Below are 12,840 nucleotides of genomic sequence, written 5' to 3'. Positions count from 1 at the left end.
CCTTGCTGTTACATGACGCGCTTGAACATTTTCTCCAAATCGTACGGGGAGAAGGAGACGACAATCGGTCGTCCGTGCGGGCAGGTATACGGCTGCCGGCACTCGGCCAAACGCCGGATCAGCGTCATGGCCTCCTGCTCGGTCAGCTTCTGGTTCGCTTTAATTGAGGCTTTGCAGGAGCACATGATCGAGGAAGCTTCCCTTAGCTTGGCAATATCGATGTGCCGCTCGTTCAGCACCCACTCGGCCATTTCCTCGATCAAGCCCTTCTCATCGCCTTTCGGGAACCAGAACGGATGGGAACGGACCAGGAAGGTGTTCCCTCCGAAAAATTCCATGTATACGCCGGCCTTCTCGAACCAATGCAGGCGTTCCTTCACCTTCTCCGTTTCCGAAGGCGTGAACTCCAGCGTTATCGGCAGCAGCAGCTCTTGCGAGGCATCCGCAGGCTTGCCGAATTGCTCATAGTAGTATTCGTAGTTAATGCGCTCATGAGCCGCGTGCTGGTCGATCAGATACAGGCCGGTCTCATTTTGCGCGATAATATAGGTTCCATGATGCTGCCCGATATAGGTTAGCTGCGGAAACGGCGGAATGTCCGGAGCCGGGCCCGATGCCGCCGCCATCCATTCCTTCGTGACGGCCGGCACATTGGCCGATCTGCGATCCGCCGCACGGTCCTCATAGCTTGGCTTCGAAGGATACGCGGCCGCCGCAGCCGTTTCCCTCGTCTGCGGCTGCTGTGCAGTCCATTCCTTGTAGTCTCCGGAAGAGCCCGTTACGGATTCTTGCAGCGAATCCGGTCTCGGCGGCGTCTCCCGCCGGAATTCACGCCCAGAAGATTCACCCGGGGGCTTGCCGCCCAAGCCGTCTTGAGGGATCTCCGCACGCTCCCCGCGAGCCGGCGCTCCATAGGATGGAGCAGGAAAATTCAGCTGCTCCTGGATAAAAGCGTTATCGCTCTTGCCGATCGTTTGCTTAGCCGGGCGCGGAATGAGGATCTCCTGCCGGAGCACATTCCGAACCGCTTCTTCTATGAACGAGAACAGCTCCGGCTCCTTGCTGAAGCGGACCTCCAGCTTGGACGGATGGACGTTTACGTCGATTAGCGACGGGTGCATCGACAGCTGAAGCACGACGAGCGGGTACCGGTTGATCGGCAGGAGCGTATGGTATCCCTTCAGCACCGCCTGCATCAGACCGTAGTTTCGAATATATCGTCCATTGACGATCAAGGACATGCCGTTCCGGTTGGCCCTGGTAAAATCAGGGCGGCTAATATACCCCTGAAGGGTATAGTCCATATTCTCCGCTTCGATTTTCATCATCGCTTTCGCGGATTGGGTGCCGTAAATGGCCGCGATGACCTGCAGGGCATCTCCGTTTCCGAGCGTCTGCAGGAGAGTGTTGCCGTTATGGCGCAGCGTGAACGCGATATCCGGTCTCGACAGCGCCAAGCGGTACATATAATCGGAAATATGGCCCAGCTCCGTTTGAATCGTCTTCATATATTTCAGCCTTGCCGGCGTGTTGTAAAACAATTCCCTGACAAGGAAATCCGTCCCTTTAGGCGCAGCGGTCTCTTCGTTCACACGCAGGTTGCCGCCCTCGATTTCGATTTTACGCCCGCGGCCGTCCTGTTCATTCGACGTCACGACGCGCACCTTGGACACCGCCGCGATCGAAGGGAGCGCTTCGCCCCGAAATCCGAGGCTGATGATCTGGAACAGATCTCGCCCCTCGGCAATCTTGCTCGTCGCATGCCGGTAGAAGGCGGTCTCGCAATCGTCGGGATCGATGCCGGAGCCGTTATCCGTTACGCGGATGCTGTCCAGGCCGCCTTCCTCGACGGCCACGTCGATTCTCGTGCTGCCGGCATCGATCGCGTTCTCCACAAGCTCCTTCACCACGGAGGCAGGCCGTTCAACCACCTCACCGGCTGCAATCTGGTTCGCAATATGCTCGTCCAATACGCGAATTTTTCCCATGATCCCCTACCTCCGTTTCCTTGCTGTATTTAAATGCAATTTCGTCTTATAAACTGCAGGCTCAATTACCATTACTTACTTCGTGAACAAAACTTCTGTAATTACAGCGCAGCTTTCACTAGAATGTGACTACAATGTGACTACAATGTAGCTAAGATTGCAAAACAGCTTTGGGTCACAATGGAGCTCTGTGCAGCTGCTAATACTTTGAGCCTCAATGCAAATCAGCTTTGAATCACAATGCAGACTGGTTGCAATTGCGAATCGGCTAATCACCGCTACATATCCTTCGCCTTCATCTTCAGATCATTTAATAGCTGCATCGCTTGCAGCGGCGTCATATTCATCAGGTCTGCACCCTTCACCGCTTCGATGAGCGCCCGAACGGACGGATCCTGCGAAGCGGAGGCGCCTGCCTCCTCAAAAACCGCTTTATCCTTGCCGATTGCGGCATTTTTCGGCTCTCTGACAGCCTCATCGTCAAAAATCGAGAGCTGAATCACCTCTCCGATTCTGCCGTTTTCGCGGCTCTCAAGGCTTTCTGATCCTGCCCTCGCCAATGGCTCGGCTGCCTCCACCGCTTCCCTGACAACGTCATGCTGTCGCGTGTTGGCATAACCTCCTACAGTGCCTCCTTGTGCTGATTCGATACGCTGGAGCGCAGCGCCATGCTCGGAAGCGACAGCGGCCAAGGAAGCCTGCTCCAGGCCCTGCAGCAGTCCGTAGGCACGATCGATGATGCTGCCCGGAAGACCTGCCAGCCGTGCGCAGTATATGCCGTAGCTGCTGTCGGCGGCGCCCGGAATCAGCTTGCGCAGAAAATGCACCTTGTCCCCGCTTTCCTGAACGGCCATCGAATAGTTGCTAAGCCCCTTAAGGCTTTCCTGCAGATGGGCCAGCTCATGGAAATGCGTCGACACAAGCGCCTTACAGCCGATATGGTCATGCACATATTCGATCACGGCTTGGGCGATCGCCATCCCCTCGCTCGTGGAGGTTCCCCGTCCCAGCTCGTCAATAATGATGAGGCTTCGGGGCGTCGCCTTCTCGGTCATGACCTGAATATCGGCCATCTCCACCATGAAGGTGCTCTGGCCTCCGATCAGATCGTCAGCGGCCCCGATCCGGGTAAAGATGCGGTCAACCAGCGGAATGACGGCGCGCTCCGCCGGCACGAAGCAGCCGATCTGGGCCAGAATCGACAGCAGCGCAACCTGGCGCATATACGTGCTTTTTCCCGCCATGTTCGGACCGGTGATCAGCAGGATGGAAGAACCCTCCTTGCGCAGCTCCGTTCCATTGGCGATAAATGCCGAATCCTTCATCACCGCCTCCACCACCGGGTGGCGTCCGCCTTCGACGATATAATCATAGCCATCGCTCAGCTCCGGCTTCACGAACCGGTGCTCCGCACTGACCGCAGCCAGCGATTGATACACATCCATCTCAGCGATTCTTTCGGCCAGCTTCTGCAATCTGGACACCTGCATATTCAGCTTGTCCCGCAGCTCGGTGAACAGAGCATATTCGAGATCGACCATCTTCTCCTGCGCTTCAAGGATCAGTCCTTCCTTCTCCTTAAGCTCAGGCGTGACGAACCGCTCGGCATTCGCCAGCGTCTGCTTGCGCTCATACCGGCCTTCCGGCAATGAGGACAAATTGGATTTCGTGACCTCAATATAATAGCCAAACACTTTGTTGTAGCCGATCTTAAGCGACTTAATCCCCGTTGCGGCGCGCTCCCTCGCTTCAAGCTCCGCGATCCAGCGTTTGCCGTTCGTGCTCGCTTCCCGCAGCTCGTCGAGCCGCTCATGGTAACCGGGCTTAATGATTCCCCCGTCCCGCACCGAAACCGGCGGTTCATCCACGATGGCATCCTCGATAAGCTGATACAATTCCTCGCATGTATCGGTCTCCTCCGCCAATCGGCGAAGCGTACCGGAGGTTGACTGCGCACACAGCTCCTTCAGCGCCGGGACTTGCCGCAGCGACAGCTTCAGCGCATTCAGATCGCGGCCGTTGGCGCTGCCGAATGCGATCCGGCCTACCAAACGCTCGAGATCATAAATTTCCTTCAGCGCCATCCGCAAATCTTCACGCAGTATGTACTGGTTGTACAAATGCTCAACAGCCTCTAGCCGCTCCTCGATCCGCGCACGGGACAAGAGCGGCTTATCGATCCAGCGGCGAAGCAGCCTCGCTCCCATCGACGTCTCGGTTTGATCCAGAAGCCACAGCAGCGAGCCTTTCTTCGACCGCTCCCTCACCGTTTCGACCAGCTCCAGATTGCGTCTGGTGAACGGATCCAGAACCATGAATTGCCCCGGTTCATAGGAATCGATCTGGGTCAGCTGGCCGAGCGAACGCTTCTGGGTTTCGCTGAGGTACGAGATCAAGAGAGAGATGCACGCTCTTCGCTCCTCCTCAAGTCGGGCCCAGGCAGCCTCGCCGAATTGCGATTTGACCAGACCGTCCTCCCGGCGTTCCCATGCCGTATGCACCACGTTGCGGCTGCCGGGAAGCGCCTGGGAAGCAATGATCTCCAGCAGCTTGGCATCCCCGATAATTTCGGACGGCTCGTAAATATTGATCTCATCCCTCAGCCATTCCTCGGAGAACGGCACCGAGGTGACGTACAGCTCCCCGGTCGACAGATCGCATGCGGCAAGAGACAGAAGACCTCCCGCCTCCGTTACACACACCATATAGTTGTTGGATTTATCGCTAACCGCCTTGCCTTCCATGATCGTTCCCGGCGTGACGACCCGGACGATCTCCCGGCGGACCATGCCCTTCGTGACGGATGCATCCTCCATCTGCTCGCATATAGCCACTTTGTAGCCTTTTTCGATCAAACGCTGAATATAGCCTTCTGCCGAATGATAAGGCACGCCGCACATCGGAATCTTCTCGGCGCCTCCGCCCTCGCGGCCGGTCAGCGTAATTTCCAGCTCCTTGGCAGCCAAAATCGCATCATCAAAAAACATTTCATAGAAATCGCCCAGACGGAAAAAAAGAAACGCATCCTGCGCTTGTTCCTTCACTTTCAAATATTGCTCGATCATCGGCGTATATTTAGCCATGACTTACCTCCATGCCGTTTATAGCTGAACTCTATTATAACAGAAATGCATCCTTTGTCTCACGGCATCGAAGGAATATTCCAAAGCGGCCGGATATCCCTGCTCTCATCCCACGTCCGGCCGCTTTCGATATACGACAGCGCCTTTTCGATTTCGAAGGCAAACTGCGGGTATTCCGGCAGCGCTAACAGATCCCGGTGCCAGCCGGGAACACATTCCCTGAGCACGGCCTTGTCGCCTTCATAGTACGCGCGGTGGTACCGCTCGGCATTCAGCGGCCTGGCAGGCAGCAGGTCGCTGTATTTGGCCGCCAAGTATGCAATCGCTAGCGAAAACTTGGTCACGAAGGGCGAGATCAGGAAGCTGGGGAGCGTCCGGTATTCGAATCCGCCGTACGGCTGGCGGCGAAAATCGCCCAGAAAGCCGTAGCGCGGCCTGCGCTGTCGTCCCTGCGGGTCTTCCAGTAGAGCCAGCGGCAGTGCCAAATAATTATCGAGCACTTGTAGAAGCGATATATTCAGCGGCACGCCGCTGAAGTGGATATGGCCGCCGAGCGGAAAATCCCTATAAGGCAATGCCCCCGCCCGCCACGACAGCGTCCGGTCCGTTATGAGGGCATACGCTTCACGCATCGCCCGCTGCAGCTCGCGAATCAGCTCCTTCGGCTGCGCCTTGGGATCAGGCCGCAGCTCTGCCAGCGGGTAAATGACTTCTCCGCGAAACCGTACGGCATCACTACCGGCCAGACCCCCGCGCTGCATAAACTCCGATGCGTGGACGATCTCCCCGTTATCCTTCATCAGAATAAATTCGGGATCCATTCCGAGCAGCAGATTCCCCTCTCCCGCCTCCGTACCTCCCAAGCTCCGGCGATCGTACCGTCCTGCTGGAGCAGCCTTGGCGCTCATAACGGCCCGGCCGGGAGATCCATGGAGCCGAATTTCCTCCACTACATATCTGCGGCCGGGCCGAGCCGCGATAACGACTTCCCCTTCCTCGGCACCCAATGTGTACAGCGAACGCACTGCAGCCTTCTCCAGCCTCCGGTGAAGGCCGTCGGCATATCCTCCGCTGCCATGCTCCGGCTCATGGCGCGTGCTGCCGCCTCCGGTCTGATCATGCCTTATCCATTCGGCCGTCAGCTCCCGTACGCGCACCGAGTATCTGGCCGCATAGCCGGCTGCCGGCTCGGGCCTTGCGGTAAGCCGGCACGGTATGCCGGCTCTCGACAATCTAGCCGCAGCGCGCGCTGCAGCAGAGCCGTCAAGAACGGCAAATCCGCGTTGTTCCCCTGCTGTTCCCATGGTCAGCGCCATATTAGCCGGCCCCCTCAAAAATAAAATAAAAAAGAGGGCATCCGCCCTCCGCAAAGCTGCTTTCACCGCATATGCTGGATTATAAGCTTCCCTGATGGAGGGTTAACTTACAATTCATCTTCCAGACCTTCATAGTCCAGGTCTTCGTAATCGTCGTCTCCGTCTCCCAGGACGTAGTCGAACTCTTTGTCTTCATAGTCGCCGTGATGGTGGCTGCACACTTTGACGACCACCTTCGTCTCGGCAACAAGCTCTACCGCGAACTCTCTCTCTACCCGTAGAATGACACTCGTGCCATTGGAGGATACGCTAGCTTCCACACAACTCGGCTCCTGTGTCGCTTCCGCCGACACTTCAACCGTTGAAGCACGATGCTTCGGATCCAGATAGGAGAGAGGTACGCGTTCTACATAAGATACCGTCTCTTTAGCCACGTCGGTCTGCGAATTTTTGTCATAGGAATACCAGATGTTCACATCGTAAGTACCAATAACCTCAATTCCGTCTCCGGCGGCAACCGCCTCGTATTGATGGTTTATAATCCAAGCCCCCAAAATACTGGTCGGATTATTAGGCGGAGTCACGGTATGTGTTACGGTAGAGAACTTACGACCCTTGCCGCAGATCGCCTTCGTGATGATTTCTCTACATTGGTGTTTATGACTCAATGACATCTTCGAACCTCCTCCTTACACTCATTCCATACATGTGTATGCACGACATGGGCGAATGTTGAATGAAGTGGTCCAAATAAATTCGGATGATGCCAAAAAAATTGAAAGAAACGTTCAGAATTATCGCATTCAGCCTGCGGAACCCGCATGCTTCTGCGGTTTTTTGGCCGTAGGGGCCTTGTATTTCTTTGAAATATTCAAATAATAAGCAAGCTCGCGGCACAGCTGGAGAATCGCCGACCGGACCTCGAACTCCTCCCTCGTGGCCGGCAGCTCCATCTTCTTGAAACGTTCCTCCAGCTCATTAAGCAAAGCTTCCGATTTGCCGGTATATCCCTCGGATATGACATCCTTGCTTAATTGCTCGAATACCTCGGCAGCGAGAATCCCGTGCGGCAGCCTCTCGTATACCTGAGAGATTTGATGCATCATGCTCTGGATATTCTCCATCTGTTCCTTTCTCATATAAAAATAGATGTTCCACGCTCCGTCCGGATGGATCATCTGGTTCTCCGATGCCCGTTTCGCCTCCTCAATCCCCCGGTCGATCTGACGGTTGGCCTCGATCATTTCCTTTCCGTCCCAGATATGCTCCGGATCTCTTAAAGTCAGGGAGAAATGACTGAAGATCACGGATAACAGCCCGTCCACCTTACGCCGGATGTCCATCATGGTTCCTTCGCTATTGGGCATGTACACCAGATTCACAAGCATCGCGGAGCCCAGTCCGATCACGAGCAGCGCAACCTGAGTGAGCATAATGTCCGGCGCAATCTCTTCTCCCTGGAACACCCGGAACACAACAACCGAGCTGGTGACGATGCCTTCCTTGAAATTCGCCCTCGATATGAGAGGAAAGGCGAGCAGTATGTATAGCGCCAGTACCCAATAATGGAACCCGAGCAGATAGAATAAAATACAAGCCAGCGCCAGCCCCAGCAGCGACGCAAAGAAACGCGACGAGATGGAGATAACGCTGCGCTTGCGGGTGACGTCGACGCCAAGGATCGCAAGAAGACCGGCGGACGTAGCCCCCGGTATATTGAAAGCATCGGTTATTAGGATGGCAAGCAGACTTGCCACAGCGGTTTTAATGACACGAAATCCCATGAAAATCAAAAGCCCCCAAGCGTGGATAATCAAGTTCAATCTTGTTCCATCCTAGCCTATTTTCATGTCATTCACAACCGGCTTCAGCCTCTGCCGTGGAAGCGAGTCTTTGAACGTGATGCTACCTGTGGGCCAGCAGCTTTCTTTCAATATATACGACGATTTGGTACATCGCCGTTGCCACGACTGCAATAATGAGGAGACTCGACAGCACGAGCGTGAAGTTGAATACCTGAAATCCGTACATAATCAAATATCCAAGCCCGGATTTCGCAACCAGGAACTCACCTACGATCACGCCAACCCAGGCCATGCCCACATTTACCTTCAAGGTCGATACGATAGCCGGATAGGAAGCAGGCAGAATGACGCGCTGGAATACTTGCCGCTTCGTGCCGCCGAAGGTGCGGACAACCTTGATCAGATTGGAGTCCACCTCATTAAAGCTGTTGTATACAACGAGAGTCGTCACAATCACCGTGATCGACAGCGTCGTCACGACAATCGCCGTAAATCCCGCGCCAAACATGACGATGAATATCGGCCCCAGCGCCACCTTCGGCATACTGTTGAATACAACCATGTAAGGATCGAGCACCTTGTTCAAGAAAGGCGACCACCAGATGATGACCGCAAGCAGGGTGCCGACCAGGGTCCCCAGAAGAAATCCGACAACGGTCTCTCCGACGGTAATCCCCAGATGACCCCACAGCTCCCCGGTCACGATGTTATCCCAAATATTCGAGAAGATTTTGGTTGGATAACTGAAGAGGAGGACATCGATCCACTTCATTCTGCCCGCCGCCTCCCACCACGCGAAGAACAGGAGCAGCAAGCTGAGCTGGACGGTGAGCACCCGGCTCTGGATGCTGCGCTTTTTCCTTCTATGCTTATCATAAATATCCTGGAGCCAGCGGTTTGAAGAAGAAGCCGGCTCTTTCCGCTCTCGATTGGTTGTCAATGGCTTCACTCCTTCCCGATTCGCTGCATTTCGCCCCATATTTCATGAAATAATTCATTAAACCCCGGTTCCTTGCGGGCATAAAACGGCTGTACAGCCCTTATGTTCTCCGGCACTGCGAACATGCGGTGAATGCGTCCCGGATTGCGGTTCAGCAGGACGACCCGGTCGCTCATGGCGATCGCTTCGGACAAGTCATGGGTTACCAGGATCGCGGTTTTTCCCCGCTCCCTCAGCGTCTCGACAATCAGGTCCTCCAGCTGCAGCTTGGTCTGATAATCCAGCGCGGAGAAAGGCTCGTCGAGCAGCAGCAGCCCCGGATCTGTCGCCAGCGTACGCACCAGGGCTACCCGCTGTCTCATGCCTCCCGATAGCTGGGCCGGGTACAATGGACCGCTGCCCGCAAGCCCCATCTCCTTCAGCAGGCTTTGCACCTCGCTCCGGCTGTCCGGATTCAGACGCTCCGTCAATTCCAATCCGATCAAGGCGTTGTCCATGATGGTCCGCCACGGGAATAAGTAATCCTGCTGAAGCATATAGCCGACTTCCGGCGACGGGCCGCTGACCTGCTTGCCGTTGACGATCGCCGTTCCTTTCGTAGGCTGGAGCAGACCGGCAATGACGGACAATATCGTTGTCTTGCCGCAGCCGCTCGGCCCGACCAAGCTGACGAACTCGCCCGGCTCGACGCTCAAATCAATTCCTTCCACAGCCAGAGAGGCTTCCCGATCCGTCACGTATACATGCGTGATATCGTTCAGTTCTACTACCGGTACCATGGTGCTCTCTCCTTTCATTCCATGGATGGGAGATGAAACGCTACTTTGCCTGTTTGGCCTTCTCCGCAAAGCTGTTGTTGACGATTTTGTCAGGTGCGACCCGCTCCTTCAGCTCCCCCGCCTGTTCCATGACGTCAAGCAGATTGTTCCATTCGGCTTCATCCACGATCGGATCCGTCGCAAAGCTGCCCTGCTCCTTATAACGCTTCACAGACGAGACGACGATATCCCGGTCGCTGTCCTTGAAATACGGCATGATTGCATCGGCGATGTCCTCCGGACTGTTTGCGTCCACCCACTGCTGGGCTTTATATAGAGCATTCGTAAATTTTTGCACTGTAGCCTCATGGTTATCGATGTAGCTTTGCTTGGTCATGAACACGGTGTACGGCAAGTTTCCGCTCTCGACGCCGAAGGATGCCACCACCTTGCCGCGCCCTTCTTTCTCGAATATCGAGGCTTGCGGCTCAAACAGCTGCACGTATTCCCCTGTCCCCGAGGCATAAGCCGAGGCGATGTTTGCAAAATCAATATTCTGAATCAGCTCCAGATCGGCATGGGGATCGATGCCTTTTTTCTTCAGCGTAAATTCTCCGGCCATCTGCGGCATCCCGCCTTTGCGCTGGCCGAGGAACACGCTCCCCTTCAGCTGATCCCAATCAAATTCGCCGCCTTCGTTCCGCGCCATGAGAAACGTGCCGTCCGTCTGCGTCACCTGCCCGAAGTTGATCACCGGATCCTCCGAGCCCTGCTGATACACATAAATGGAAGTTTCCGACCCGACAAGCGCAACATCGATGGCCCCCGACAGGAGCGCCGTCATCGTTTTATCGCCGCCGGGAGTCGTCTGCAGCTCGACATCAAGCCCCTCTTCCTTGAAAAAACCTTTCTCCAGTGCGACATACTGCGGAGCATAGAAAATCGAGCGCGTGACTTCGCCCACCTTGACCTTCGTTGCCGAGCCGCTGCCGCCTCCGCATCCTGCCAGCGCTGCGGCACACACAAGCAGCAGGCTTGCCGCCAGCGCCCGCCATATTCGACGCTTCATGCTACCCCTCCATTCCCTTAACCTACCGTTTCATTTCAGCATATGCACCCACTCGCCCAATGGTTAACTAGCCATCATAGAGGTGGAAGGACCGCAATCGTGCTCTTTCACCATAAAAAACGGCGGTGCTGGGACATCATCCCTATGCACCGCCGCTTCTTATCATGCTTCATTCAATTCATCCGTACCGTCCCGTTAACGCTCATTTCTTCGGGAACCGTGATACGGCTTCTTGTTTATGTTGAGATTAAAGCTTATAAATCTCTTTATATTTTGCCTCCAAATAGTCGGCCAAGTAGTCCGGATTCAGTTCTTCACCGGTTACACGCAAAATAATTTCCGAAGGGGTCTCCGTTTTTCCAAACCGGTAGACTTTCTCCGTCAGCCATTCCTTGATCGGCGCCAAATTTCCTTGCTCGATCAGCTCATCGAGATTCGGCATTTCCTTGCGGAGCGTATGCAGCATTTGCGCTGCGTACATATTACCGAGCGAGTACGAAGCGAAATAACCGAAATCCCCGCCGGACCAATGCACATCCTGAAGGACGCCGAGTCCGTCATTCGGAGGCATGATGCCAAGATACTCCTTGTACTTCGCATTCCATACTTCCGGAAGCTCCTTCACGGAAAGCCCTTCGTTAAAGAGCTGCTTCTCGATCTCATAACGGATAATGATATGGAGATTATACGTCAGCTCATCGGCCTCGATCCGGATCAGGGAGTTCTCGACTTTATTGACGGCCAGATAGAAATCCTCCAACGAAACATCCTTCAGCTGTTCAGGGAAATGCTGCTGAAGATCGCCGAAGTATCGGCGCCAGAACGGCCGGCTGCGACCGATCATGTTTTCCCATAAGCGCGACTGGGACTCGTGGATGCCCATCGATGCCCCTGAAGACAGCGGCGTGCCCGCCAAGCTCTTGTCGATGTTTTGCTCGTACAAGGCGTGACCGCCTTCATGCAGGGAGCTGAACACCGCGCTTAGAACGTCATCCTGCAAATAATGGGTCGTGATCCGGACATCGCCGGGATTGAGTCCGGTAGCGAACGGATGGACGCTCTCATCAAGCCGGCCGGCCTCAAAGTCATATCCCATCTGCCCAAGCAGGAACCTGCTGAATTTATCCTGCTGGCCGATATCGAACAGCTGCTTCAGAAAGCCGGTCTCCGGTTTGAAGGACGATTCCGAAACCGCATGCACAAGCGGCACAAGCCGAGCTTTAAGCCGGTCAAAGATCGCGTCCACTTTCTCCACCGTCAAATCCGGCTCATACATATCCAGAAGCGTGTCATATCGGGTGCTTTTCACTCCCCAATAGTCGATAAACTCCTGCTTGAATGCCACGATCTTCGTTAAGTATGGTTCGAATCCGGCGAAATCGCTGTTCTTCTTGGCTTCCTCCCACTTCGTCTCCGACTGTGAGGCAAGAATGGAGTACTCCTTAAAGCGTTCCGGCGGAATCGATTTGTTCTGCTCATAGAGCTTGCGTATCTCTGCTACCATGCGGCGTTGGCGTTCGTCCAGCTGCCCCTCGTGCTTCGGATCCGCAAAAAACTGCAGAAACTGTCCCATCTCCTCCGAGACCTGCAGTTTAAAAGCTTCCGTCGATAATATGCCGATCGTCTCCGAGCGGATGTCCGTGCCTTTGCGCGGGGCGCCTGTCCGCAGATCCCAGTGAAGGACCCCGAGCGCTTCATAATAGCTCATGATTTTGCGTATCAATTGCTGAAACTGCTCCCATTGCTGAGATACCTGCACTTCCATAATCAGCTCACCTGCTCTTTTAAATTTTTTTGGATTGGATTCATAACTACTCTATTGATGATACGTTCTGCTAGGTATATAATCAACTTTCAGAAACAGCAAAATCAGATGCTGCA

The 12,840-nt window shown here is 54.9% G+C and carries 9 protein-coding genes; all 9 read right to left on the bottom strand.

Annotated elements, in window-relative coordinates:
• Positions 1–8 precede the first annotated feature (8 nt).
• Positions 9–1,988, bottom strand: a complete 1,980-nt coding sequence (mutL, locus tag NST08_RS11635) for a DNA mismatch repair endonuclease MutL (protein WP_251536807.1) — start codon at positions 1,986–1,988, stop codon at positions 9–11.
• Between the two features lie 278 nt (positions 1,989–2,266).
• Positions 2,267–5,071: a DNA mismatch repair protein MutS gene (gene mutS / locus NST08_RS11630; protein WP_341341775.1), complete on the bottom strand. Its 2,805-nt coding sequence runs from the start codon at positions 5,069–5,071 to the stop codon at positions 2,267–2,269.
• 59 nt (positions 5,072–5,130) lie between these two features.
• Entirely contained in the window at positions 5,131–6,387 is a 1,257-nt protein-coding gene (locus NST08_RS11625) for a putative amidoligase domain-containing protein (RefSeq protein ID WP_251536811.1), read from the bottom strand.
• 107 nt (positions 6,388–6,494) lie between these two features.
• Positions 6,495–7,061, bottom strand: coding sequence for an outer spore coat protein CotE (locus NST08_RS11620; RefSeq protein WP_007129947.1), 567 nt, complete (start codon positions 7,059–7,061; stop codon positions 6,495–6,497).
• Between the two features lie 129 nt (positions 7,062–7,190).
• Complete coding sequence (locus NST08_RS11615; RefSeq protein ID WP_341342624.1) at positions 7,191–8,171, bottom strand: aromatic acid exporter family protein; 981 nt, start codon at positions 8,169–8,171, stop codon at positions 7,191–7,193.
• A 121-nt stretch (positions 8,172–8,292) separates the two neighbouring features.
• Positions 8,293–9,171: an ABC transporter permease gene (locus NST08_RS11610; RefSeq protein WP_050954024.1), complete on the bottom strand. Its 879-nt coding sequence runs from the start codon at positions 9,169–9,171 to the stop codon at positions 8,293–8,295.
• Positions 9,138–9,911, bottom strand: a complete 774-nt coding sequence (locus NST08_RS11605; protein ID WP_007129944.1) for an ABC transporter ATP-binding protein — start codon at positions 9,909–9,911, stop codon at positions 9,138–9,140. The genes NST08_RS11610 and NST08_RS11605 overlap by 34 nt, the downstream gene beginning before the upstream one ends.
• A 40-nt stretch (positions 9,912–9,951) precedes the next feature.
• On the bottom strand, positions 9,952–10,959 hold the full coding sequence (locus NST08_RS11600; protein WP_028403555.1) for an ABC transporter substrate-binding protein: 1,008 nt from the start codon (positions 10,957–10,959) through the stop codon (positions 9,952–9,954).
• A 247-nt stretch (positions 10,960–11,206) separates the two neighbouring features.
• Positions 11,207–12,724: a carboxypeptidase M32 gene (locus NST08_RS11595; RefSeq protein ID WP_341341774.1), complete on the bottom strand. Its 1,518-nt coding sequence runs from the start codon at positions 12,722–12,724 to the stop codon at positions 11,207–11,209.
• Positions 12,725–12,840: the final 116 nt, after the last annotated feature.

It is taken from the genome of Paenibacillus sp. FSL K6-1566, from assembly GCF_038050475.1.
Taxonomy (GTDB): Bacteria; Bacillota; Bacilli; order Paenibacillales; family Paenibacillaceae; genus Paenibacillus_AQ; species Paenibacillus_AQ lactis.
Note: the sequence above shows the minus strand (reverse complement) of the source record. Positions and strands in the feature narration are given on the sequence as shown.